The sequence below is a fragment of the Variovorax sp. Varisp53 genome (assembly GCF_059491555.1).
On sequence record NZ_CP168512.1, the window covers coordinates 4,354,339 to 4,379,292 of the forward strand.

The window sequence follows — 24,954 nt, forward strand, 5'->3', positions numbered from 1 at the left end:
AGAAAGGAAGGCCCCCGCGATGGCACTGCTGCTCAATGTCGAGGACTACCGGCGCCGCGCCCGGCACGTGCTGCCGCGCCTGGTGTTCGACTATGTCGACGGCGGCGCGGAAGACGAACGCTGCCTCCGGCGCAACCGCGATGCGCTGGAAGCATTGCCGCTGATCCCGGAGTGTCTGCGCGACACGAGCATGCTGGACATCGGCATCGAACTCTTCGGCAGCCGCTGGCGCGCGCCGTTCGCGGTCGCGCCTATCGGGCTGGCCGGCATCGTGCGCCCGCATGCCGATGCGTTGCTGGCCCGCGCCGCGCAGGCCGCGCGCGTGCCCTTCATCCTCTCGACCGCATCGAACACCCGCATCGAGGACGTGCGCACCGCCGCCCCCGATGCCACGCTGTGGATGCAGCTCTACGTGATGGGCGAGCGGGCCATCGCCGAGCGCATCGTGCACCGTGCGCGCGCGGCCGGCTTCGAGGCATTGGTGCTCACGGTGGACGTGCCCGTCGGCGGCCTGCGCGAACGCGACCTGCGCCACGGCTTCCGCGTGCCGATGCGGCTCACGCCCGGTACGCTGCTCGACATGGCGCGGCGCCCCGCATGGCTGCTGCGGCTCGCGCGCAGTGGCATGCCGCGGTTCGCCAACCTGCTGCCCGACGACGACGGCACCCCCATCTCCCCGCAAGCCCAGGCCGCGCTGCTCTCGCGCACCATGGACCGCACGCTGACCTGGGAAAGCCTGGCGTGGCTGCGCCGGCTCTGGGACGGCCCACTGCTCGTCAAGGGCCTGCTGGGCGCGGAAGACGCCCGGCGTGCCGTGCGGCACGGCGCGGACGGCATCGTGGTCTCGAACCACGGCGGACGCCAGCTCGACGCGGCACCGGCCAGCATCGCAGCGCTGCCCGCCATTGCCGATGCGGTCGGCGGCCGCATTCCCGTGCTCATGGATGGAGGCATCCGGCGCGGCAGCGACGTCGTGAAGGCGCTCGCACTGGGCGCTCGCGCGGTCCTCCTTGGCCGCGCGCCGCTCTATGGACTGGCCTGCGACGGCGAGCAGGGCGCGCTGTCGGTGCTGCAGTTGCTGGCGCAGGAGACCGAACGCACGATGACGCTGCTCGGCGCGGCGCATGCGTGCGAGCTCGGGCCGCGCCACGTCGACCAGCCCGCACCGCGTTCGCCCGACGCACAGAACGGCTTCGCGCAACGGCCGCTGGAAGGCACGCGCGGGAAACCCTCCATTTACCCCGCACACGCGCCTGCCTAGGCTCACCTCAGTTCGACGATTCACGCCACCCATAACGAAGGAGACCATGAAAACCAATCGCCATCCCCGCCGCCGCGGCACGCGCCCGCAACGCATCGCCGGCATCCGCCCGCTCGCCCTGCTCGCAGCCTGCGCCGCGCTCGTCGCGGGCACGCCCGCCGTGCAGGCGCAAGACAAGCCGGTGCAGCTCAAGCTGTCGAGCTGGGTGCCCGCGCAACACCCGCTCAACCCCGCGCTGCAGGCCTGGGCCGACGACATCAAGAAGGAATCGGGCGGCACCATCACCGCGATCCTGTTTCCGTCGGAACAGCTCGGCAAGGCCTTCGACCACTACGACATGGCGCGCGACGGCATCGCCGACTTCTCGTACGTGAACCCCGGCTACCAGCCCGGCCGCTTCCCGGTGATGGCGGGTGCGTCGCTGCCCTTCCTGTTCGCCAACGGCAAGGAGGGCTCGGCCTCCATCGACGCCTGGTACCGCAACTACGCGGCCAAGGAGATGAAGGACGTCAAGTACTGCTTCGCGTTCGTGCACGACCCCGGCACCTTCCATTCGCGCAAGAAGATCACCATGCCCACCGACATCAAGGGCATGAAGGTGCGCCCGGCCACCAGCACCGTGGGCCAGCTCATCACCTCGCTGGGCGGCACCAACGTGCAGGCCTCCGCGCCCGAGTCGCGCGACATGCTGGAGCGCGGCGTGGCCGACGCCATCACCTTCCCGTGGGGCTCCATCGGCCTGTTCGGCATCGACAAGGTGGTGAAGTACCACATGGACGTGCCGCTCTACGTCACGCCCTTCGTGTGGGTGATGAACAAGGGCAAGTACGACGCCATGTCCACCGCACAGAAGAAGGTGATCGACGGCCATTGCACCAGCGAATGGGCACAGAAGGTGGCCGGTCCGTGGGCGGACTTCGAGTTCGCGGGGCACGCCAAGATGGCCGCGCTGCCGGGCCACGAGATCTACAAGCTCACGCCGGAGCAGCTCGATGCATGGCGCAAGGCGGCGGCGCCGTCGGAAGCGCAATGGGCCGAGAGCGTGAAGAAAGTGGGCGAAGACCCGAAGGCGGTGATGGATGCGCTGAAAGCCAGCCTCGCCAAGAACAAGTCGGCGCTCTGAACGATGGCTGCCCGGTCCGTCCGCTACATGGACCGCGCGATCAACACGATCGAATGGCTCGCCGCCATCTTCGTTGGGATCGTCGCGCTCAACATCTTCGTGGCCGTGGTGCTGCGCAAGTTCTTCGACACCTCGATTCCCGATGCGTACGACTTCGGCCGCATGCTGCTGGGCATCCTGATCTTCTGGGGCATCGCGGCCACCAGCTACCGGGGCGGCCACATCACCGTCGACCTGGTGTGGACGGCGGCGAGCCCGCGCATGAAGCGCGTGATCGACGTGTTCGCCACGCTGGTTCTGCTGTTCGTGGTAGCGGTGCAGACCATCATGCTGTTCGACAAGGTGCGCGGCACCTACGTCGACAACGTGCAGACCTACGACCTCAACATCCCGACCTGGCCCTTCTACGCCGTGGCCTGGACGGGCGACGTGTGCGCGGTGCTGCTGATCGCCATCCGCACCTACCGGCTGATCTTCCATCCGGAGCAGCTCGAAGAAGTCCACGCTGAACAGAAGGCCGACGAATGAGTCCCGATGCAGTTGCAGTCCTGGGCTTCGTCGCCCTCTTTGTCCTGATGCTGTTGCGCGTGCCGGTCGGCATGGCGATGGGGCTGGTGGGCGTCACCGGCTACAGCTACCTCGTCGGCCCCGGCCCCGCGCTGAAGCTGGTCGGCCAGACCTCCATGCGCACCGTGACCGACTACACCTTCGGCGTGATCCCGATGTTCATGCTGATGGGCGCGCTGGTGTCGGTCTCGGGCGTGAGCCGCGAGCTCTTCAAGGCCGCCAACTCGATGATCGGCCACCTGCGCGGCGGGCTCGGCGTGGCCACCGTGGTGGCGTGCGGCGGCTTCGCGGCGATCTGCGGATCGTCGGTGGCCACGGCCGCGACCTTCTCGGCGGTGGCGTACCCGGAGATGCGGCGCTTCAACTACCCGCAGTCGTTCTCCACCGGCGTGATTGCCGCGGGCGGCACACTGGGCGCGATATTGCCGCCATCGACGGTGCTGGCGGTGTACGCCATCCTCACGCAGCAGGACATCGGCAAGCTCTTCATGGCGGGCATCGTGCCCGGCGTTCTCGCGATGGCGATGTACGTGATGACCATTGCCATCATCGTCAAGCTGCGGCCCGACTGGCTCCCTGGCGGCGAGGTCAAGCCGTGGTCGGAGCGCTTCAAGGACCTGAAGAACGTGTGGGCGCCGCTGGTGCTGTTCGTGTTCGTGATCGGTGGCCTGTATGGCGGCTTCTTCACGCCGACCGAAGCGGGCGGCGTGGGCGCGAGCGGCGCATTCATCCTCGGGCTGGTGCGGCGCAAGCTCGACGGCCCGAAGATCCGCGAGGCCCTGCTCTCGGCCACGCGCACGGCGGCGGCGGTGTTTACCGTGCTGATCGGCGCGCTGCTGTTCGGCTACTTCCTCACCATCACGCAAAGCCCGCAGAAGCTCACCGAGTTCCTCACCGGCCTGGGCATCGGCCGCTACGGCGTGCTGGCGCTCATCATGCTGATGTACCTGGTGCTCGGCTGCCTGATGGACGCGATGGCCATGATCATCCTGACCGTGCCCATCATCTATCCGGTGATCGTGCACCTGGGCTTCGACCCGATCTGGTTCGGCGTGATCATCGTGATGACGGTGGAGCTGGGGCTGATCCATCCGCCGGTGGGCATGAACGTGTTCGTCATCAAGAGCGTGGTGAAGGACGTGAGCTTCACCACCATCTTCAAGGGCGTGCTGCCGTTCATCGTGACCGACATCGTGCGGCTGGTGATCCTGATCGCCTTTCCCATCATTGCCCTGTGGCTGCCGACGAGAATGGGCTGATGAGCAACAGCGACAAAGAAATCGTCTACACCGTGCGCATCGAATTCGGCGACTGCGACCCGGCCGGCATCGTCTGGTTTCCCAACTTCTTCCGCTGGATCGATGCGGCCTCGCGGCATTTCTTTGCCGAATGCGGCGTGCCGCGCTGGGAAGAAGCGACGGGCACGCTCGGCGTGATCGGCACGCCGCTGGTCGACACGCACACGCGCTTCGTGAAGGCGGCGACCTACGGCGACACGCTGCACATTGCGGTGCGCATCACCGAGTGGCGCGAGAAGAGCTTCGTGCAGACGTACCGGGCGACGCGCGGGGACGACCTGATCCTCGAATGCGAAGAGGTGCGGATCTTCGCTGCGAAGCGCGAGGGCGGCGGCATCCGCGCGGTGCAGATTCCGCCATCGATTCGCGCGCTCTGCGAATAGGTCGCGTCGCGAGAAGACCTTGCACCGCATCATGGAACGCCGTCCCAAGGGTTGACTCGCCGCATGCCGCAGTGCAACAATCCGGAATCTTCATTTCGGAGCCCCGTGCGTGGACAGTGCCAGTTGGATCAGTGACAAGACGCGTGCCTCGGCAGGCGTGACACACCCGGCTCTCTAGCGCAGGCTCCCCCCGCGCTGCGTGCCGGTGTGCACACAGCGTGACTCTCTTGCCTTGCGGCAAGCGGCTCCCTCCTCCCGATTCCCGTCGTTCTCGTTACTGACTTTTTCAGTCAGCTTGCGTGCGTCCGTGCGCGAGGCCCTTCAACGCGAAGGAGCCTTGTCATGCGTCACTTTCATCTTCGTCGTCAGCCGCACGAACAGCGCGTTCGCTCGTCTGCGCAGGAGCCTGCGCGCACCGTCGATGCTGCCGCAGCGCCGGCCGTCGATGCGGCGCTGGACCAGGCCGCCGCGTTGTGGACCACGCGCCGCATCCGCAGCTTTCTCGTGCTCCAGCCGACCTGCACGCGCCGCCGCTGAGCCGCTCCACGCGCCCGTCCTTCCTCGACCTGCCAGCAACACAGGAGCACTCCATGGACCCAGCCTCTCGTTGGCGCCGTAGCGCGCCCCCTTCGCTTCGATCGATTGCAGCAATAACAACGCGGCCCGCCGCCGCGCTTCGCAAAGGGTTGCCCCTGGCTCGTTGAGGCCGGTGGTTCTCCCCGGGGCGGGCGGCGGCCGCCCCGAAGGAGAACCCCATGAAAAACGTCCTGAAGTCTTTCTTCGAAAGCTTCCTGCGCAGCCGCCACATGCTGCATCACTTCGAGCGCTGGCAGACGCTGCTGGGCTCGAAGCCCGTCGGCACCGGCTCCGCCAGCATGCCGCCGGACATCGCCAGGGCGCTTAGCGCCGCTTCGCGCACCGATGCGGGCGACATGCTCGCCAGGCTCGACAGCTCGCCTCGGGGCCTCAGCGAAGGCCACGCGCAAGTGCTGCGCAAGCGCCTCGGCAGCAACGAGGTGCGCCACGAGCAGCCGCTGCCCTGGTGGCAGCACCTGTGGCAGTGCTATCGCAACCCGTTCAACCTTCTGCTGACGGTGCTGGCGCTGGTCTCGTACGTCACCGAGGACATGAAGGCAACGCTCGTGATCGGCAGCATGGTGGTGCTGTCGACCGTGCTGCGCTTCCTGCAGGAGTCGCGCTCCAACAAGGCGGCCGACCGGCTCAAGGCGATGGTGAGCAACACCTCGACCGTGCTGCGCCCCGCACCGGGCTACAAGGCGGGCGTGGCCGCCACCGAGGGCTTCGACGCCACGCACGCCGGCACGGTGCGCGTCGAGGTGCCGATGCGCGACCTGGTGCCGGGCGAAGTCATCGCGCTGTCGGCCGGCGACATGATTCCGGCCGACTGCCGCCTGCTCACCGCCAAGGACCTGTTTATCAGCCAGTCCGCGCTGACGGGCGAGGCCATGCCGGTGGAGAAATTCGTCGTCGACCGCGGCGACCACGCGGCGGGCGTGCTCGAGCGCGAGAACCTGCTCTTCATGGGCACCAACGTGATCAGCGGCACAGCCACCGCGCTGATCGTGCACACCGGCGACCGCACCTTCTTCGGCGCCCTCGCCCAGCGCGTGACGGCCACCGACCACGGCACCAGCGCCTTCCAGGCCGGCATCAACCGCGTGAGCTGGGTGCTGATCCGCTTCATGCTGGTGATGGCGCCGCTGGTGCTGGTGATCAACGGCGTGGCCAAGGGCGACTGGTGGGAGGCGGCGCTGTTCGCGCTGTCGATCGCGGTCGGTCTCACGCCCGAGATGCTGCCGATGATCGTGACCGCCACGCTGGCCAAGGGCGCGGTGGTGATGTCGCGGCAGAAGGTGATCGTGAAGCGGCTCGAGGCGATTCACAACTTCGGCGCGATGGATGTGCTGTGCACCGACAAGACCGGCACGCTGACGCAGGACCGCATCGTGCTCGAGCGCCACACCAACGCCTGGGGCGAGGAGTCGGACCATGTGCTGCAGCTGGCCTACCTGAACAGCTTTCACCAGACGGGGCTGAAGAACCTGCTCGACAAGGCCGTGCTGAGCCACGCCGAGATGCAGCTCGAGACCCGCCTGCAGACAGCCTGGCGCAAGATCGACGAAGTGCCCTTCGACTTCTCGCGCCGCCGCATGTCGGTGGTGGTGGCCAATGGCGGCAGCGAGCACCTGCTGATCTGCAAGGGTGCGCTGGAGGAGATCCTGTCGGTGTGCACCTCGGTCGAGCGCGGCGCCGAGGTGCTGGCGCTCGATGCCGAGGTGTTGGCGCGCATCCATCGCGTGGCGTCGGAGCTCAATGCCCAGGGCCTGCGCGTGGTGGCCGTGGCCAGCCGTGCGCTGGCGGCCGGGGCGCAGAAGCCAGCCTATGGCGTGGCCGACGAATCGGGACTCACGCTGCTGGGCTACGTGGCCTTTCTCGATCCGCCGAAGGAATCGACCGCACCGGCGCTGCGCGCGCTGGCCGAGCATGGCGTGTCGGTGAAGGTGCTGACGGGCGACAACGAACTGGTCACGCGCAAGGTCTGCGCCGACGTGGGGCTGGAGGTCGGCCGCATGGTGCTCGGCCGCGAGGTCGAGGAGCTGGACGACGCCCACCTGCGCATCTTCGTGGAACAGCACCAGGTGTTCGCCAAGCTCACGCCCGCGCACAAGGAGCGCATCGTGCACGCGCTGCATGCCAACGGGCATGTGGTCGGCTTCATGGGCGACGGCATCAACGACGCGCCCGCGCTGCGCGCCGCGGACATCGGCATCTCGGTGGACGGCGCGGTGGACGTGGCCAAGGAGTCGGCCGACATCATCCTGCTGGAGAAGAGCCTGATGGTGCTGGAGCAAGGCGTGGTGCAGGGGCGCCGTACTTTCGCGAACATGCTCAAGTACATCAAGCTCACGGCGAGCTCGAACTTCGGCAATGTGTTCTCGGTGCTGGTGGCGAGCGCGTTCCTTCCGTTCCTGCCGATGCTGCCGCTGCATCTGCTGGTGCAGAACCTGCTGTACGACGTGTCGCAGATCGCGATTCCGTTCGACAACGTGGACGATGAATTCCTGAAGGCGCCGCAGCGCTGGAACCCGGCGGACCTGGGGCGCTTCATGGTGTTCTTCGGGCCGCTGAGCTCGGTGTTCGACATCCTCACGTTCACGGTGATGTGGTTCGTGTTCGCAGCCAACACGGTGGGCCACCAGACGCTCTTTCAGTCAGGCTGGTTCGTCGAAGGACTGCTGTCGCAGACGCTGATCGTGCACCTGATCCGCACGCGCAAGATCCCGTTCCTGCAAAGCCGTGCGGCGTGGCCGCTGCTGATCATGGGCTCGGCGATCGCGGCCGTGGGCATCTGGCTGCCGATGGGGCCGCTGGCGCACTACTTCAAGCTGCAGGCACTGCCGTTGATGTACTTCCCTTGGCTGGTCGCGATGCTGCTCGGGTATGCGCTGCTGACGCAGGGTGTGAAGGGATGGTACACGCGGCGGTATGGGTGGCAGTGATCTTTCCGTTGAGTGTTCGGGGCGTGTGCACAGGCCGCCGGGTACTCCCCTCCGCGAATGTCCTCCGGCCTGCGGCCTCCTCCTTTATTTCGCTGCGGGGAGCACCCGACGCCCTGTGCACGATGGACGCTGCGGTTGTGCCGGCCGATCAACGACCGCTCTGATCGCTCACGCCGACGGGGTGCCTTGCGCAGCGAAATAAAGGAGGAGGCCGAAGGCCGGGGGACATTCGCGGAGCAAGGTACCCCGTCGGCGTGAGCACACCCCGAACAGCAACCTTCCGAACGCCCCGTGACACGCACATGACACCCGGCCCCCACAAACTGCACACCGAAATCACAACAAGAAAGGAATCCATCCAATGCAAGCCATCCAGAACATCAACTTCCACTCGCTGCTCGACACCTTCGTCAGCGTGGCGGCGGCCTTCATCCTCGGCTCGCTGATCGGCCTGGAGCGGCAGGTTCGGCAACGCACCGCAGGCCTGCGAACGAACACACTGGTGGCGGTAGGTGCTGCGGTATTCGTCGATCTGGCGAACCGGCTCGACGGCAGCGGCGGCGCAGTGCGCGTGGTGGCCTACGTGGTGTCGGGCATTGGCTTCCTGGGCGCGGGCGCGATCATGAAGGAAGGCGCCAACGTCACGGGGCTAAACACGGCGGCCACGCTGTGGGGGTCGGCCGCGGTGGGCGCCTGCGCGGGCGCGAACCTGCTGGGAGAAGCACTGATCGCAGCGCTGTTCGTGCTGGCGAGCAACACGCTGCTGCGGCCCGTGGTGAACCGCATCAACCGGCAGCCGATCAGCGAGGAAGCGAGCGAGGCGACGTATGTGGTGCGCGTGATCTGTTCACGCGCGGCACGGCCCGAGGTGATGGACCAGCTGCTGCTGTTGCTCGAAGCCGCGAACTATCCGGTACGCGATGTCGACCAGCATCCGTTCGGGCCGGCCGACACCGAGATCGGTGCGACGCTTTATGCAACGGCGGTCGAGCCCGCGGAGCTCGACCGTGTCATTGAAGATCTCGAATCGCTCGACGGCGTGCAGCAAGCCTTCTGGAATGCCACCGCCGAGGAGTGAATGAGTCGGGGCCGACTCAAACGCCGAGGATCGAAACAGCCTTGGTGTTCAGGTAGGCCTCGAGCGCTTCCGGGCCGCCTTCCGAACCGTAGCCCGAATCCTTCACGCCGCCGAACGGCATTTCCGGCGAAGGCGTGGCGGGCTGGTTGATCCACAGCATGCCGAGCTCGAGCTTCTGGCTCAGCAGGTGCGCGCTCTTGATCGACTTGGTGAAGGCATAGCCGGCCAGGCCGAACGGCAGGCGGTTGGCTTCGGCAATCGCTTCTTCGAGCGTGTCGAAGCCGCGGATGGCGGCGATGGGGCCGAAGGGTTCGTTGTTGAACACGTCGGCGTCCAGCGGCACGTCGGTCAGCACGGTGGGGGCGAAGAAGTTGCCCGTGTCGCCGATGCGTTCGCCGCCTGCGGCCACGGTGGCGCCCTTCTTGCGCGCGTCTTCCAGCACATGGGCCATCGCAGTGAGGCGACGCGCGTTGGCGAGCGGGCCGATGGTCGTGCCTTCGGCGAGGCCGTCGCCGAGCTTCAGGCCTTCGGTGTACTTGACCAGCGTGCGGGCGAATTCTTCGCGCAGGCTGTTGTGCACCAGGAAGCGGGTCGGCGAAATGCAGACCTGGCCTGCATTGCGGAACTTGGCGGCGCCCGCGGCCTTGACGGCCAGCGCCACGTCGGCGTCTTCGGCCACGATCACCGGAGCGTGGCCGCCCAGTTCCATCGTGACGCGCTTCATGTGCGAACCGGCCAGCGCGGCCAGCTGCTTGCCGACCGGGGTGGAGCCGGTGAACGTGACCTTGCGGATGATCGGGTGCGAGATCAGGTAGTTCGAGATCTCGGCGGGGTTGCCGAACACGAGGCCGACGGTGCCGGGCGGGATGCCGGCGTCGACAAAAGCCTGCAGCAGCGCGGCGGGCGATGCGGGAGTTTCTTCAGGCGCTTTCACCAGGAACGAGCAGCCGGTCGCCAGGGCGGCGCCGAGCTTGCGTACGATCTGGTTGATCGGGAAGTTCCACGGCGTGAATGCTGCGACGGGGCCGAGCGGCTCCTTCAGCACGAGCTGCTGCGCGGCAAGGTTGCGCGAGGGGACGATGCGGCCGTACACGCGGCGGCCTTCGTCGGCGAACCACTCGATGATGTCGGCGGCGGCCAGCGTTTCGCCCTTGGCTTCGGCCAGCGGCTTGCCCTGCTCTTGCGTCAGCAGCTTGGCGATGTCGCCGGCGCGTTCGCGGATCAGGCCGGCAGCGCGGCGCATCACGGCAGCGCGCTCGTTGGCGGGGGTGTTGCGCCACTTGTCGAAGCCGCGCTGGGCGGCGGCCAGGGCGCGGTCCAGGTCGGCGATGCTGGCATGCGCCACCTTGCCGATGGCCTTGCCGGTGGCCGGATTCACGACGTCCAGCGTCTTGCCGCCGGTGGCGTCGACCCATTCGTTGTCGATCAGCAGGCGGGTGTCGGTGTAGGTGGCGGTCATGGCGAACTTTTCCTTCGGGACTGGATGATGAAAGGAGGAATGGGAAATCTGGATGTGCGACGCGGCACCCGGAAGGGTGCGCCGGCGACAACGGCAGCCACAGGCCGCCGGGGGGCATAGATTAACCCGAGTTCGCAAACCCCGCCCACCACCGGTCACGGGCCGGGCATGGGGCCGTCATGCGCGCCGAACATAATCCCCGCCAAACCAACACACAGAGGACCGAGGGAAATCCATGCACGCAGCGCTCAGCAACAACCTGTTCTTCATCAAGGAACACGTCGGCATCTTCAAGGCCGCCAACAACTACGACATCTTCGATCCGCACTCGCAGCAGAAGATCCTGGAATGCCGCGAGCCGAACCTCGGCTTCTTCAGCAAGCTGCTGCGCTTCACCGACTACAAGCGCTTCACGCCGTTCGACGTGGTCGTGTCCACGCCCGAGGGGCAGAAGGTGCTGTCAGTCAAGCGCGGCGTGTCCATCTTCCTGTCGAAGGTGCAGGTGCTCGACGGCAACGACCGGGTCGTCGGCTCGTTCAAGCAGAAGCTCTTCTCCATCGGCGGCAAGTTCGACGTGCTCGACGCACAGGAGCGGATCGCCTGCACGCTCAGGGGCAAGTGGACCAGCTGGGATTTCCGCTTTGTGCAGGGCAGCACCGAGTTCGCCGCCGTGTCCAAGAAGTGGGCCGGGCTGGGCAAGGAACTGTTCACCACCGCCGACAACTACATGCTGTCGATCGATCCGGGCGTGCCGTCCAACGACGCCCGCCGCCTGCTGATCGTGGCGGCGGTGATGTGCATCGACATGGTCCTCAAGGAGTGAGGCGCTTCCGGCCTACAGCACCAGCAGCGCGCGGAAGTCGTTGACGTTGGTGTGCGTCGGGCCCGTCACGAACAGGTCGCCGATGGCGTCGAAATAGCCGTACGCATCGTTGCGGTCGAGGTGGTCCGACAGCTTCTTGCCGGCCGCCGCGGCGCGCGCCAGCGTGTCGGGCGTGACGAAGGCGCCGGCGTTGTCTTCCACGCCGTCGATGCCGTCGGTGTCGGCGGCCAGCGCCCACACCTGCGGCTGACCCATGAGCGCGCCGGCCAGCCCCATGCAGAACTCGCCGGCCCGGCCGCCGCGGCCCTTGGCCTGGCCGGGCTGGCGCGGGCGGATCGTGACCGTGGTCTCGCCGCCCGAAAGGATGACGCAGGGCCGCGCGAACGGCTCGCTGCGGTGCGCCACGGCGCGGGCCAATGCGGCATGTACCTTGCCGACCTCGCGCGACTCGCCTTCCATCTCGTCGCTGAGGATGTGCGCCTCGATACCGGCCTCGCGGGCCGCCCTGGCCGCTGCTTCGAGCGACTGCTGCGGCGTCGCGATCATGTGGGTTGCGTGACCGTGGAACACGGCATCGTCCGGCTTGGGCGTTTCGAGTTCGCCGCTTTCGAGCCGGGCGCGCACCGGCGCAGGCACCTCGATGCCGTAGCGGTCGAGGATCGCGAGCGCGTCGGCGCAGGTGGTGGCGTCGGGCACGGTCGGGCCGCTCGCAATGACGGCCGCGTCATCGCCGGGCACGTCGCTGATCGTCAATGTCACCACGCGCGCCGGCGCGCATGCAGCCGCCAGCCGGCCGCCCTTGATGCGCGACAGGTGCTTGCGCACGCAGTTCATCTCGCCGATGCCCGCGCCGCTTTCGAGCAGTTGCTTGTTGATTCGCTGCTTGTCGGCCAGCGTCAGGCCCTCGGCCGGCAGCACCAGCAGCGACGAGCCGCCGCCCGAGATCAGGCACAGCACGAGGTCGTCGGCCGTCAGGCCCTGCGTCAGCGCGAGGATGCGTTCGGCGGCCTGCTGGCCGGCCGCGTCGGGCACGGGGTGCGCGGCCTCGACGATCTCGATGCGTTGCGGCACGCCTTCGGGCCGCGGCGGAATGTGGTCGTAGCGCGTGACGACGAGCCCCGACAGCGGCGCATCGGCCGGCCACAGGGCTTCGAGCGCCTGCACCATCGAGCCGCCGGCCTTGCCGGCGCCCAGCACCAGCGTGCGGCCCTTGGGCGGGGGCGGCAGGTGGGCGCCCAAGGTGGACAGCGGCAGTGCCCGATCCACCGCCACGCGGTAGATGTGTTCGAGGAAGGCGCGCGGGGCCTCGCGCGGATCGGGGGCGGGGCCGAAGGATGGATTCGATGCGGTCATGGCTTGCTTGTCTCCAACCGGCGATTGTGCAGGGCACGGCGCCCCGCACTCTTGATCCCGGTCTAGTTTGTCTTGGCGCCAGCCTGGAACCAGCGGCTGACGAGGGCCCGCTCTTCGTCGGTAATGCCCGTGGCGTTGTTCATAGGCATGATCTTCGTGACCACCACCTGCTGGTAGATCGCCTGCGCATTCGCGGCCACCTGTTCGGGCGAATCGACGCGCACGTTCTTCATCTGCGTGGCCGCGCCGTGGCACATGTAGCAGCGCTGCTCGAGCACCTTCTGCACGTCCTTGAACGGCACAACGGGCGCAGCGGCAGCCACGGCGGTCGCGGCCGCGGGTTCGGGCTTCATCCAGACGATGGTCAGGCCCAGCACCACGATGCCGATCAGCGCATAGGGCAGCGGGTTGCCCGCGTTGCCCAGCTTGAAGCGGTGGCGCACCACGAAGAACTGCCGGATCGCCGCGCCGCCGAGCATGATCAGCAGCAGCACGATCCAGTTGTACTTGTGCGTGTAGGTGAAGCTGTAGTGGTTGCTCAGCATCGCGAACAGCACCGGCAGCGTGAAGTAGGTGTTGTGCACGCTGCGCTGCTTGCCGCGCTGGCCGTGCACCGGGTCTACCGGGCGGCCCTCGCGCAGGGCCTGCACGTTCTTGCGCTGGCCGGGAATGATCCAGAAGAACACGTTGCCGCTCATGGTCGTGGCCATCATGGCGCCCACCAGCAGGAAGGCCGCGCGGCCCGCGAACCACTGGCAGGCCAGCCAGGTCGCGAAGACGATGAAGAGAGCGATCAGCACGCCGACGATGGTGTCGCCGTTCTTGCGCCGGCCGAAGACCTGGCAAATGCCGTCGTAGACCATCCAGAACACGACGAAGAAGGCCAGCGCCACGCCGATGGCGGCGCCGGGCTGCCAGTCCATCTTCGATTTGTCGATCAGGTAGGTGCTCGCATTCCACAGGTACGACATGGTGAAGAGCGAGAAACCCGTGATCCAGGTCGAATAGCTCTCCCAGTACGACCAGTGCAGGTGGTCCGGCAGCTTCTTCGGCGCCAGCGCGTACTTCTGCATGTTGTAGAAGCCGCCGCCGTGCACGGCCCACTGTTCGCCGCCCACGCCCTTGTCGAGCGATTCCTGGTCTTGCGGCTTCTCGAGGCTGTTGTCCAGCATCACGAAGTAGAAGGAGGCGCCGATCCAGGCGATGGCGGTGATGACGTGGACCCAGCGCAGCAGCAGGTTGGCCCAGTCGAGGTAGTAGCTTTCCATGTGCTCTCTCTCAGCCCTTTCGGCGCGTGGGGACGCCGCCAAAGGGTTTCAGCCTGCTCACCACCGCGGGCGCTGTAAGCAGAGAAAGTGCCGCGAACGCAGGCGCCATGAAATGGGCCTCGCTCCGCTGCGGCTTGTTGTGGACCGAAAGTGTATACAGTTTTGACACAAGGCGGGATGGTTTTTTGAGCGTCGCCGCCGGGGAAAACCCTGTTCAGCCCAGCGACTGCAACAACTGTGCCGCCACTGCGACGGCAATCACCTCGGGCTCCTTGCCGGTGATGCCGGGCACGCCGATGGGGCAGGTGATGCGCGCCAGTTCGTCGGCCGTGAAGCCGCGCGCCTCGAGCCGGTGGCTGAAGGTGGCCCACTTGGTCTTGCTGCCGATCAGGCCGATGTACGGCAGGTCATTGCGCTCGCGCAGGCGCTTGAGGCAGGCGATGACGATGTCGAGGTCTTCGGCATGGCTGAAGCTCATGATCAGCACGCGGCTGCCCGGCGCGAGCGCGGCCACGGCGTCCTGCACGGGCTCGGAATGCTCGGTGTCGATCTGTGCCGGCAGCTCTTCGGGGAAGACGCCGTCGCGGCTGTCGATCCAGCGCACCGCGAACGGCAGCGCGGCCAGCAGCCGAGCCAAGGCGGCGCCCACGTGACCGCCGCCGAACAGCGCCACGGGCTTGAGTTGCGCAACCAGTTCGCGCTGCAGCCTCGGCGCATCGGCCGCCGTGATGCGCTGGTACGACAGGAACATCACGCCGCCGCAGCACTGCCCCAGGCTGGGCCCGAGCGGATAGCGCTGGATGCCGTCGAAGGGGGCGCGCGTGCCCGCCAGCAGCTCGCGCGCTTCCTTCGTGGCCTGGAATTCGAGCTGCCCGCCGCCGATGGTGGCCGTGAGCGCGTCGGCCCACACCGCCATCCAGGTGCCGGCCTCGCGCGGCGCCGAGCCCTGCGTCGACTCGACGCGCACCAGCACCGCGTCTTCGCGGGCAAGACGGGCCAGCAGCTGATCGACCATGCCGTTCATTTCCGACACCTTCGGTTGCGGGGTTGCACGAGACTCACGGTATAAACCTGCGATGAACCGTCAGCTTACGCCGCGCCACCTTGCCCTGGTGGCATCCGTCATTTCCGCACTCTGGCTCGCCGGCTGCGGGAGCCCCGGGACCGTTCCCGGCCAGTTGAGCGCGGCCAAGGTCGAACAGAGTGCGGCCGCCCCGGTGTCGCACGGATCGAATGCGGCCAATGCGCGAGACTACCGTCGCGACGCAGCGCGCCATATCTACGACGCCAACAAGTCGCGCATCTACAGTGGCCAGCTGCCGCCGATGCTCTATGCGGTCGGCACGCTGCAGGTCCACATCGATGCCGGCGGCAAGGTGCTGTCGATGCACTGGCTGCGCGCGCCCAAGCATGCACCCGAGGTCATTGCCGAGATCGAGCGCATGGTGCTGAAGGCCGCGCCCTTCCCCGCCGCCCCCCGCCTCGGCGCGGTCACATGGACCGACACCTGGCTGTGGGACAAGAGCGGGCGCTTCCAGCTCGACACCCTGACTGAAGGCCAACAGCAAGGGGACTGAAGACACACCCGGAGGCATTTGCGCGGGGGCCGCCGCGCACGGCCGCCCGAAGCGGCCGGCCCGCCCCCGGTAGGGGGTTGGCGAAGCGACACGAAGTGCGCGAAGCCTGGGGGCGAGCATCAAGACCCGCGGTAGGTCGAGTAGCTCCACGGGCTCACCAGCAGCGGCACGTGGTAGTGCTGGTCGGTGTGCGCCACGCCGAAGTCCAGCGACACCTTGTTCAGGAAGTTCGGCTCGGGCAGCTTCACACCGCGGGCCTTGAAGTAGCCCGCCACGTCGAACACCAGCCGGTAGGTGCCGGCCTTGAGCGAGTTGTTGTCGTACAGCGGCCCGTCGCTGCGGCCGTCCGAATTCAGCGTGAAGCGCTTCACCAGCGTGGCGGCGTCGCCGTCGGTGGTGTACAGCGCCACCTCCATGCCGGCCGCCGGGCCGCCGTGCATCGTGTCCAGTACGTGAGTGCTCAGGCCCATGGGGCGCTCCTTCAAAGATGGAATCGGGTGCGGGAAATTCCGGTGGACAAAAGTGTATACAGTTACCGGCTTTGGGTCTATCATGAAAAACATGGAGTCCTCCACCACCCGTTCGATCGTCGATGCCCTCACGAAGGCCATCGTCGAGCACCGGCTTCAGCCCGGCACCAAGCTGGCCGAGCAGAAGCTGGCCGATCATTTCGGCGTGTCGCGCACGCTGGTACGGCAGGCGCTGTTCCAGCTGTCGCAGAACAAGCTCATTCGGCTCGAACCCGCGCGCGGCGCCTTCGTGGCCGCGCCCGCGGTCGACGAGGCCAGGCAGGTGTTCGCCGTGCGCCGCATGCTCGAGGCCGAGATGACGCGCGAGTTCGTGCGCACCGTCACGCCGGCCAAGATCAAGGCGCTGAAGGAACACGTCGCGCTCGAAAAATCCGCCGTCTCGGGCGAGGACATCTCGGGCCGCACCGAACTGCTCGGCGACTTCCACGTGCGCATGGCCGAGCTCATGGGCAACCAGGTGCTGGCGCAGATCCTCGGCGAACTCATCTCGCGCTGCGCCCTCATCACGCTGATGTACCAGAGCGCCAGCGCGGCCGAGCACTCCAACGACGAGCACGCCGACATCGTGAAGGCGCTGGCCGCGCGCGACGAGGAGCGCGCCGTGCGCCTCATGACCGAACACCTGGAGCACGTAGAGGCCAACCTCACGTTCGACCGCAAGGTTCCCACCAACGACATCTCGCTCGCCCTGGCCTGAACATCCATGACCGTCTACGACACCACCCTGCCCTACCCGCGCGACCTCGTCGGCTACGGCCGCAACCCGCCGCACGCCCAGTGGCCGGGCGGCGCGCGCATCGCGGTGCAGTTCGTCCTCAACTACGAAGAGGGCGGCGAGAACGCCACGCTGCACGGCGATGCGGGCTCCGAACAGTTCCTCTCCGAGATGTTCAACCCGGCGAGCTTTCCCGACCGGCACATCAGCATGGAAGGCATCTACGAATACGGCTCGCGCGCCGGCGTGTGGCGCATCCTGCGCGAGTTCGAGAAGCGCGGCCTGCCGCTGACCGTGTTCGGCGTGGGCATGGCGCTGGAGCGCTACCCCGAGCTCACGGCTGCCTTCAAGGAACTCGGCCACGAGATCGCCTGCCACGGCTGGCGCTGGATTCATTACCAGAACCTCGACGAAGCCACCGAGCGCGAGCACATGCGCCTGGGCATGGAAGCCATCGAGAAGCTCACCGGCGAGCGGGCGCTTGGCTGGTACACCGGCCGCGACAGCCCGAGAACGCGCCGCCTCGTGGCCGACTACGGCGGCTTCGAATACGACAGCGACTACTACGGCGACGACCTGCCCTTCTGGATGAAGGTGCAGAAGACCGACGGCAGCGTGGTGCCCCAGCTCATCGTGCCCTACACGCTCGACTGCAACGACATGCGCTTCGCGCTGCCGCAGGGTTACTCGCACGCCGATCCGTTCTTCCAGTACATGAAGGACAGCTTCGATGCGCTCTATGCCGAGGGCGACCCGAACGGCGACAACAGCCCGAAGATGATGAGCATCGGCATGCACTGCCGGCTGCTCGGGCGGCCCGGCCGCATCACGGCGCTGCAGCGCTTTCTCGATCACATCGCGCAGCACGACCGCGTGTGGGTCTGCCGGCGGTTGGACATCGCGCGCCACTGGATGAAGACTCATCCGTTCGATGCCGCCTTGCCGGGTGCCTGACATGGTCCGCCACTTTGCGAGCGCCGCGTGCCCCCACCCCAACCCTCCCCCGAAAGGGGAGGGAGAAAGACAAGGAACGACATGAGCCTCACCATCGCCCAACTCAACGCCGCGGTGCCGGCCGAAGCCGTCGCACTGCTCGACGGCATCTACGAGCACTCGCCCTGGATCGCGCAGCGCGCGCTGGCCGCGCGCCCCTTCCGCTCGCTCGCGCACCTCAAGCACGCGCTGGTGCAGGCGCTGGCCGCGTCGTCGGCCGACGAGCAGATCGGCCTGATCCGCGCCCACCCCGAGCTCGCGGGCAAGGCCATGGTCAGCAAGACGCTGACGGCCGAATCGACCAACGAGCAGAGCAAGGCCGGCCTGACCGACTGCACGCCCGAGGAGTTCGCGAAGATCCAGCAGCTCAACGCCGATTACAACGCGAAGTTCGGCTTTCCGTTCATCCTCGCGGTGCGCGGCCCGCGCGGCACGGGGCTGGCCAAGCGCGAAATCATCGACACCTTCGAGCGCCGGCTGTACAACCACCCGGGGTTCGAACTCGGCGAGGCGCTGCGCAACATCCATCGCATCGCCGAGATCCGCCTGGACGACAAGTTCGCCGCCGACGTCACGCTCGGCAACGACGTGTGGGACTGGCAGGAACAGCTCGCGGTGCACACCGACCCGGGCTACGCCGAGAAGGGCCAGCTCACCGTCACCTACCTGACGGATGCGCACCGTGCCTGCGCCGCGCAGATCTCCACGTGGATGCGCGAGTGCGGCTTCGACTCGGTGCACATCGATGCGGTCGGCAACGTGGTGGGTCGCTATGAAGGCAGCACGCCCGACGCGAAGACGCTGCTCACCGGTTCGCACTACGACACCGTGCGCAACGGCGGCAAGTACGACGGCCGCCTCGGCATCTTCGTGCCTATGGCCTGCGTGCGCGAACTCAAGCGGCAAGGCAGGCGCCTGCCCTTCGCCTTCGAGGTGGTGGGTTTCGCGGAAGAAGAAGGCCAGCGCTACAAGGCGACCTTCCTGGGCTCCGGCGCGCTCATCGGCCATTTCGACCCGCGCTGGCTCGACCAGAAGGACGCCGACGGCATAACCATGCGGGAGGCCATGCAGCACGCGGGCCTGAAGCAGGAAGACATTCCGAAGATCCAGCGCGACCCGGTCCGCTACCTCGGCTTCGTCGAAGTGCACATCGAGCAGGGCCCGGTGCTGACCGAGCTCGACCTGCCGCTGGGCATCGTCACCTCCATCAACGGCAGCGTGCGCTACGTGGGCGAGGTCATCGGCATGGCCAGCCACGCCGGCACCACGCCGATGGACCGCCGCCGCGACGCCGCCGCCGCCGTCGCCGAACTGATCCTCTACACCGAGCAGCGCGCGGCGAAGGACGGCGACTCGGTCGGCACCGTCGGCATGCTCGAAGTGCCCAGCGGCTCCATCAACGTGGTGCCGGGGCGCTGCAAGTTCAGCCTCGACCTGCGCGCGCCCAACAACGCGCAGCGCGACGCGCTGGCCAACGACGTGGTCAACGCACTGAAGGACATCTGCGAGCGCCGCGGCGTTCGCTACGAGCTCGAGGAGACGATGCGCGCCGCCGCCGCCCCGAGCGCGCCGGCCTGGCAGCAGCGCTGGGAAAAAGCGGTCGATGCCCTCGGCATTCCGCTCTTCCGCATGCCCAGCGGCGCCGGCCACGACGCGATGAAGCTGCACGAGGTGATGCCGCAGGCCATGCTCTTCGTGCGCGGCATCAACTCGGGCATCAGCCACAACCCGCTCGAATCGAGCACCAACGACGATATTCAATTGGCGGTGCAAGCATTCCAGCTCCTGCTGGACAACCTCGCCACCGAGCAAGCCCACTGACCGACCACAGAAGAACAACCATGACCGACTACGCCAAACTCGACGCCTGGATCGACGCCCACTTCGACGAAGAAGTGCAGTTCCTGCAGCAACTGGTGCGCGTGCCCACCGACACGCCGCCCGGTAACAACGCGCCGCACGCCGAACGCACCGCCGAACTGCTGAAGGACTTCGGCCTCGACGCCGAGAAGCACGCCGTGCCCGTGCAGGACGTGAAGGAGTACGGCCTCGAATCGATCACCAACCTGATCGTGCGCCGCAAGTACGGCAACGAAGGCCGCACCGTGGCGCTCAATGCCCACGGCGACGTGGTTCCCCCGGGCGAAGGCTGGACGCACGACCCGTACGGTGGCGAGATCGCCGACGGCAGCCTCTACGGCCGCGCCGCCGCGGTCAGCAAGAGCGACTTCGCGAGCTTCACCTTCGCGCTGCGCGCGCTCGAAGCGGTAGCGAAACCGACCAAGGGCAGCGTCGAGCTGCACTTCACCTACGACGAAGAATTCGGCGGCATCCTCGGCCCGGGCTGGCTGCTCAAGAACGGCCTGACCAAGCCCGACCTGATGATCGCGGCCGGCTTCAGCTATGAAGTGGTCACCGCGCATAACGGCTGCCTGCAGATGGAAGTGACGGTGCACGGCAAGATGGCACATGCCGCCATTCCGACCACCGGCGTCGATGCGCTGCAGGGCGCCACGAAGATCCTCAACGCGCTCTATGCGCAGAACACGCTCTACCAGCAGGTGACGTCGAAGGTCGAGGGCATCACGCACCCGTACCTGAACGTGGGCCGCATCGAGGGCGGCACCAACACCAACGTGGTGCCCGGCAAGGTGGTGTTCAAGCTCGACCGCCGCATGATCCCCGAGGAAAACCCGGTCGAGGTCGAGGCCACGATCCGCAAGGTGATCGCCGATGCCGCCGCCGAAAGCGCGGGCATCACGGTGGACATCAAGCGCCTGCTGCTCGCCAATTCGATGCAGCCGCTGGCCGGCAACAAGCCGCTGGTCGATGCCATCCAGAAGCACGGCGGCGAACTGTTCGGCGAGCCTATCAAGGCCATGGGCACCCCGCTGTACACCGACGTGCGCCTGTATGTCGAAGCCGGCATTCCGGGCGTGATCTACGGCGCCGGCCCGCGCACCGTGCTCGAGTCGCATGCCAAGCGCAGCGACGAGCGCGTGGTGCTCGAAGACCTGCGCCGCGCCACCAAGGTGATCGCGCGCACGCTCTGCGACCTGCTGGCCTGATCCGGCTCAGGCGCCCTTGGCGAGCGCCGGCAGCGCCACCCGCGAAGCCGCCCACGCCATCAGTTCGGCCAGCGGCGCGGGCCGCGCCAGGTGGTAGCCCTGCACCAGCTTGCAGCCCAGCGCGCGCAGGGCCTCGAGCTCGTCCTGCGTTTCCACGCCTTCGGCCACGACCTGGATGTTCAGCGAGCGGCCGAGCTGGACGATGGCATCCACCAACACCACGTTGCCCGGCGAGGACGACAGGCCGAGGGTGAAGCTGCGGTCGATCTTCACCTGCCGCACGTGCTCGCTGCGCAGCGACGCCAGCGACGAATAGCCCACGCCGAAGTCGTCGACCACGATCGCCACGCCCGCGGCCGACAGCGTGCTCAACCGGCCGCGCGTGGCATGGGTGTCGAGCGCCACCTCTTCCGTGATCTCGATCTGCAGCCGGCGCGGCGCGATGCCGCGCTCCTTCAGCATGCCCAGCACGATGTCGTCGACCGCGAGCTGCGCCATCTCGCGTGGAGAGACGTTGATGGCGACCGGCGCGGCAGCCAGGCTGGAGCCCGCGGCCTCGAGCTGGCGCATGGCCAGGCAGACCTCGTCGACCAGGTGCCGCAGCAGCGGCTCCGCCACGCCGGTGCTCGCAGCCGCGTAGATCACCTCCTCGGGAGCGATCTGGCCGTGGCGCGGATGGTTCCAGCGCATCAGCGCCTCGAGGCTGTGGACCTCGCAGCCTTCGCTGTTCATGATCGGCTGGAACCACACGCCGATGTCGCGCGCCTCGATGGCGCGCAGCAGGTCGCGCTCCACGTCCCGCCGCGTGGCCAGCCGCTGGTTGAGCGCCTTGTCGAAGAGCTGGCAGCGGTTGCGCCCAAGGCGCTTGGCCTCGTAGAGCGCCTCGTCGGCGAAGCTGATCATGTCGGCGATCTCGGCCTCGCCCGACACCGAGATGCCGATGCTCACGCCCAGGTGGCCGCCGTAGTGCGCCGTGGCGAAGGAGACCGAACGGATCAGCCCCTGCGCGATGGCCGCGGGCGCCTGCCGCTCGCCCCCCAGGCTGTAGAGCAGCGCGAATTCATCGCCGCCCCAACGCCCGAGGATGGCCTCCATGTCTGCAGTTTCCCGCTGCAGCCAGCGGGCCACGTCCTGCAGCACGCGGTCGCCGGCCTTGTGGCCGAAGGCGTCGTTCACCGCCTTGAAGCCATCGAGGTCCAGCAGCAGCAGGCCGTGCTGGCGGCCATCGGTCGTGGCGATGCGCAGCGTCGCGGCCTCGGTGAAGCCCTCGCGGTTGAACAGGCCGGTAAGAGAATCGTGCGAGGCCCGGAAGGCCAGTTGCTGCGTTGCATCCAGCGAGAGCGCGTGCGCCAGCCGCAGCTGGGCGGCCATGGCGGTGGCTTCGTTGCGGATGCGGCTGCCTTCGCGGAAGGCCTTGTCGCTGTGCAGCGCGCCGCGCGTCAGCGCCCCGAGGTACAGCAGCACCAGCGCCGCCAGGCACAGGTTGTCGAAGCCGCCCGCATACACCAGGCAGCCCGCCACCGACAGCAGCGCCGGCGCGATGAAGCCGATGGGCACGAGCGCATAGGCGATGCCATAGGTGACCGCCCCCGCGCAGATGCCGCACACCACCGTCAGGTAGAACACCGCCTGCGGCGAGGAGTAGCCGTCGCACAGCAGCGGAATGAGCGCCCACACACAGCCCGACACCGCGGCCAGGCCGGCCGTCAACCGCAGGTGCCATTCGACCGGACGGGCGCTCGGCGATGTGGCGACGCTGCTGTCGGGCGTGGTGCCCGGCGACGGTGCGAACGGCCAGCGGCAGATGTAGCTGCGTACTCCGCTCACCATGAGGGACAGCAGCAGCCAGCACAGCCCTGCGAACGCGCGGCCGGCGTTGACGGCGATCAGCGCCGCCGCGCAGCTCAGCACCACGTTGATCGGAAGGGCCCGCAGCACGCTGCGGCGTATCGCCACGAGCTGGTCGGTGCGCACCGTGCGAGACAGCACCTGGTCGTCGACGGACGCAGTGAGCTCGGGGGAAGGCGCGCGGGGAATCATGGAAGGGGCACAGTTTAGGGCGTGGGCCACGCCGGCGCCCCGACTGGTGCGCGGTAACAACGAACTTTCGTTCGACTTTCACCCGGATGTCATGGCCCCATCCCAGACTCGCGGCTTTCGCAGAGACGCGCACTCCAGGTGCGCGTCGCTTTTTTCAAGCCCGCCATGCCCACCTTCCCGACTGCTCTCCCAACCACCCTGCCCTTCCGCCGCAGCCTGTTCTCCACACTCGCCATCGGCACGCTCGCGCTTGCCGGTTGCGGTGGCGGAGGCGGCTCCAGCGCCCCGGCCTTCTTCCCCACGACACCCAGCAGCCCGACTGCCGTTGCACCCGCACCCGCGCCCGCCCCGGCCCCAGCCCCTGCGCAGCCGGCCGATCCCGCTCCGTCCGTGCCGCCCGGGCGCTGGACCGTCGGCGACCTGCACATCCACACGATGCAGTCGGACGACACCCAGCAGATCTCCACGCTCGACCAGGTGCTGGCCAAGGCCTTCGACCAGTTCGGGCTCGACTGGGCGGCGCTGTCCGACCACCTGCGCCTGTCTTCCTACGACAACGACGGCAACAAGCTGGCCGCGCAGATTCCGTTTTCGGAAGGCATGGCCAAGTACCAGGTGCCACGCATCAAGGCGCTGCAGGCCAGCGGCAAGTACGCCGACAAGACGATCTTCACGGCCTTCGAATGGGACATGCCCTCGCACGACCACGGCAACGTCGGCATCCTGACCGACAACCCCATGTCGGGCGCCGCGCTCAAGGCGGCGAACCAGTTCGAGTACCTCTTCACCAACCGCGACCCCGCCCTCTTCCCGGCCGCCGACGTCGCCGCATGGGGTCCGAAGGCCGGCACCGGCTACAACACGCACGCCGAGACGCTCGCGGCCATCGCCTGGCTCAAGAAGAACTACCCCGACACCAGCTACCTGCAGATCAACCACCCGTCGCGCAACCCTGGCAAGTACACGATCGCCCAGTTGCGCGAGATGAACGACCTCGCGCCGAACATCGTGTTCTCGCTCGAAGGCATGGTCGGCAACCAGATGGAGCCCGACCGTGGCGGCTACAACAGCGCCTATATCGCGGCCAACCTGCCCTCGCGCACCTACGGCGGCGTCGACTACCTCGTCGCCAAACTGGGTGGCACCTGGGACGCGCTGCTTTCCGAAGGCCGCCACATCTGGAACGTGGCCGACTCCGACTACCACTTCACCGTCTCGCAGGGCCAGTACAGCAGCGGCTACGCGCCCGGCGAGTACGCCAGGAACCACCTGTGGGGAGACATCAAGGACCCGAAGTCGCTGCTCGCGGCCATGCGCACGGGCAAGCTCTTCGCTGTGAACGGCGGCCTGATCGACGCGCTCGACTTCAAGGTGCAAGGCGCCAAGGGCACGGGCGAAATGGGCTCGGAGCTGGGCGCGAACTCGGGTGAAGACCTGAAGATCACCATCCGCTTCAAGAGCCCCGAGCGCAACAACTTCGAGTATCAGCTCGGCAGCGGCCGCTTCGCCAACGTGAAGCCGGTGGTCGACCACATCGACCTGATCGCGGGCGACGTGACCGGCCCCGAGCTGCCGGGCACGCCGGGCTACTCGCGCGACACCAACCCGTCGACGCGCGTGCTCAAGCGCTTCACCCGCAGCGACTGGAAGCTCGACGCCGACGGCTACTTCACCGTGAGCTACACGGTGAAGGCCGGCAACAACCAGTACTTCCGCCTGCGCGGCACCAACCTGGGCACCGACGTGCCCAACGAAACCGCCGGCGGCGAGCCGCTGCCCGATGCGCAGACCACGGGCACCGACAACGTGGCGCGCTTCAACGCGATCAACGCGCGCAACTACAGCGACCTCTGGTTCTATTCGAACCCGGTGTTCGTGAAGGTCGCCGCACAGTAGG

The 24,954-nt window shown here is 67.5% G+C and carries 21 protein-coding genes; 15 read left to right on the forward strand and 6 right to left on the reverse strand.

The annotated features are described in order from the left end of the window. The first annotated feature begins 19 nt into the window (after window positions 1–19). The 8 genes from ACEOAB_RS20315 (at window position 20) to ACEOAB_RS20350 (ending at window position 9,231) form a co-directional block, all read left to right on the forward strand. Window positions 20–1,261 carry an alpha-hydroxy acid oxidase gene (locus ACEOAB_RS20315; protein ID WP_413749042.1) on the forward strand — a complete coding sequence of 414 codons (1,242 nt, stop codon included), beginning with the start codon at window positions 20–22 and terminating at the stop codon, window positions 1,259–1,261. Between the two features lie 46 nt (window positions 1,262–1,307). Then, entirely contained in the window at window positions 1,308–2,384 is a 1,077-nt protein-coding gene (locus ACEOAB_RS20320) for a TRAP transporter substrate-binding protein (RefSeq protein WP_413749041.1), read from the forward strand. 3 nt (window positions 2,385–2,387) lie between these two features. Continuing rightward, entirely contained in the window at window positions 2,388–2,912 is a 525-nt protein-coding gene (locus ACEOAB_RS20325; protein WP_235507884.1) for a TRAP transporter small permease, read from the forward strand. Next, window positions 2,909–4,210, forward strand: a complete 1,302-nt coding sequence (locus ACEOAB_RS20330; protein ID WP_056589542.1) for a TRAP transporter large permease — start codon at window positions 2,909–2,911, stop codon at window positions 4,208–4,210. The genes ACEOAB_RS20325 and ACEOAB_RS20330 overlap by 4 nt, the downstream gene beginning before the upstream one ends. Then, a complete protein-coding gene (locus ACEOAB_RS20335) occupies window positions 4,210–4,632 on the forward strand; it encodes an acyl-CoA thioesterase (RefSeq protein WP_413749040.1) in 423 nt (140 codons plus the stop codon). The genes ACEOAB_RS20330 and ACEOAB_RS20335 overlap by 1 nt, the downstream gene beginning before the upstream one ends. Window positions 4,633–4,974: 342 nt before the next feature. After that, entirely contained in the window at window positions 4,975–5,169 is a 195-nt protein-coding gene (locus ACEOAB_RS20340) for a hypothetical protein (RefSeq protein ID WP_413749039.1), read from the forward strand. 218 nt (window positions 5,170–5,387) lie between these two features. Continuing rightward, complete coding sequence (mgtA, locus tag ACEOAB_RS20345) at window positions 5,388–8,153, forward strand: magnesium-translocating P-type ATPase (protein ID WP_413749038.1); 2,766 nt, start codon at window positions 5,388–5,390, stop codon at window positions 8,151–8,153. A gap of 361 nt (window positions 8,154–8,514) precedes the next feature. Further along, window positions 8,515–9,231: an MgtC/SapB family protein gene (locus ACEOAB_RS20350; protein WP_056589530.1), complete on the forward strand. Its 717-nt coding sequence runs from the start codon at window positions 8,515–8,517 to the stop codon at window positions 9,229–9,231. Window positions 9,232–9,247: 16 nt separating this feature from the next. On the opposite strand, the gene ACEOAB_RS20355 is transcribed toward ACEOAB_RS20350, so the two are convergent. Further along, on the reverse strand, window positions 9,248–10,690 hold the full coding sequence (locus ACEOAB_RS20355) for an NAD-dependent succinate-semialdehyde dehydrogenase (RefSeq protein WP_056589527.1): 1,443 nt from the start codon (window positions 10,688–10,690) through the stop codon (window positions 9,248–9,250). A gap of 235 nt (window positions 10,691–10,925) precedes the next feature. Between ACEOAB_RS20355 and ACEOAB_RS20360 the strand changes: the two genes are divergently transcribed. Beyond that, window positions 10,926–11,513, forward strand: a complete 588-nt coding sequence (locus ACEOAB_RS20360) for an LURP-one-related family protein (protein ID WP_413749037.1) — start codon at window positions 10,926–10,928, stop codon at window positions 11,511–11,513. Between the two features lie 12 nt (window positions 11,514–11,525). Here the strand turns inward: ACEOAB_RS20360 and ACEOAB_RS20365 are convergent, their stop codons facing one another. The 3 genes from ACEOAB_RS20365 to xdhC all read right to left on the reverse strand — a co-directional run bounded on the left by ACEOAB_RS20365 (window position 11,526) and on the right by xdhC (window position 15,158). Then, a complete protein-coding gene (locus ACEOAB_RS20365; protein WP_413749036.1) occupies window positions 11,526–12,866 on the reverse strand; it encodes a glycerate kinase type-2 family protein in 1,341 nt (446 codons plus the stop codon). A 62-nt stretch (window positions 12,867–12,928) separates the two neighbouring features. Continuing rightward, window positions 12,929–14,134: a urate hydroxylase PuuD gene (locus ACEOAB_RS20370; RefSeq protein ID WP_413749035.1), complete on the reverse strand. Its 1,206-nt coding sequence runs from the start codon at window positions 14,132–14,134 to the stop codon at window positions 12,929–12,931. Between the two features lie 214 nt (window positions 14,135–14,348). Then, window positions 14,349–15,158: a xanthine dehydrogenase accessory protein XdhC gene (gene xdhC / locus ACEOAB_RS20375; RefSeq protein WP_056589514.1), complete on the reverse strand. Its 810-nt coding sequence runs from the start codon at window positions 15,156–15,158 to the stop codon at window positions 14,349–14,351. A gap of 52 nt (window positions 15,159–15,210) precedes the next feature. On the opposite strand from xdhC, the gene ACEOAB_RS20380 reads away from it, so the two are divergent. After that, complete coding sequence (locus tag ACEOAB_RS20380) at window positions 15,211–15,711, forward strand: hypothetical protein (protein ID WP_413749034.1); 501 nt, start codon at window positions 15,211–15,213, stop codon at window positions 15,709–15,711. A gap of 119 nt (window positions 15,712–15,830) precedes the next feature. Here ACEOAB_RS20380 and uraH read toward each other — a convergent pair whose 3' ends face one another. Beyond that, the gene (uraH, locus tag ACEOAB_RS20385) at window positions 15,831–16,181 is read right to left on the reverse strand and encodes a hydroxyisourate hydrolase (RefSeq protein WP_007838349.1); all 351 of its coding nucleotides are present in this window, start codon (window positions 16,179–16,181) and stop codon (window positions 15,831–15,833) included. Between the two features lie 82 nt (window positions 16,182–16,263). On the opposite strand from uraH, the gene ACEOAB_RS20390 reads away from it, so the two are divergent. The 4 genes from ACEOAB_RS20390 to ACEOAB_RS20405 all read left to right on the forward strand — a co-directional run bounded on the left by ACEOAB_RS20390 (window position 16,264) and on the right by ACEOAB_RS20405 (window position 21,017). Further along, window positions 16,264–16,938 carry a GntR family transcriptional regulator gene (locus ACEOAB_RS20390; RefSeq protein ID WP_007838350.1) on the forward strand — a complete coding sequence of 225 codons (675 nt, stop codon included), beginning with the start codon at window positions 16,264–16,266 and terminating at the stop codon, window positions 16,936–16,938. Window positions 16,939–16,944: 6 nt separating this feature from the next. Then, window positions 16,945–17,910 (forward strand): allantoinase PuuE, encoded by a 966-nt coding sequence (gene puuE, locus ACEOAB_RS20395; protein WP_056589509.1) that lies wholly within the window; start codon window positions 16,945–16,947, stop codon window positions 17,908–17,910. An 81-nt stretch (window positions 17,911–17,991) separates the two neighbouring features. Then, a complete protein-coding gene (gene uraD / locus ACEOAB_RS20400; protein WP_413749033.1) occupies window positions 17,992–19,770 on the forward strand; it encodes a 2-oxo-4-hydroxy-4-carboxy-5-ureidoimidazoline decarboxylase in 1,779 nt (592 codons plus the stop codon). A 20-nt stretch (window positions 19,771–19,790) separates the two neighbouring features. Continuing rightward, window positions 19,791–21,017, forward strand: coding sequence for a M20 family metallopeptidase (locus ACEOAB_RS20405; RefSeq protein ID WP_413749032.1), 1,227 nt, complete (start codon window positions 19,791–19,793; stop codon window positions 21,015–21,017). 6 nt (window positions 21,018–21,023) lie between these two features. On the opposite strand, the gene ACEOAB_RS20410 is transcribed toward ACEOAB_RS20405, so the two are convergent. Further along, window positions 21,024–23,057 carry a putative bifunctional diguanylate cyclase/phosphodiesterase gene (locus ACEOAB_RS20410; protein ID WP_495653074.1) on the reverse strand — a complete coding sequence of 678 codons (2,034 nt, stop codon included), beginning with the start codon at window positions 23,055–23,057 and terminating at the stop codon, window positions 21,024–21,026. A 165-nt stretch (window positions 23,058–23,222) separates the two neighbouring features. On the opposite strand from ACEOAB_RS20410, the gene ACEOAB_RS20415 reads away from it, so the two are divergent. Continuing rightward, window positions 23,223–24,953: a CehA/McbA family metallohydrolase domain-containing protein gene (locus ACEOAB_RS20415; RefSeq protein ID WP_495653075.1), complete on the forward strand. Its 1,731-nt coding sequence runs from the start codon at window positions 23,223–23,225 to the stop codon at window positions 24,951–24,953. The last annotated feature ends 1 nt before the right edge of the window (window position 24,954 follow it).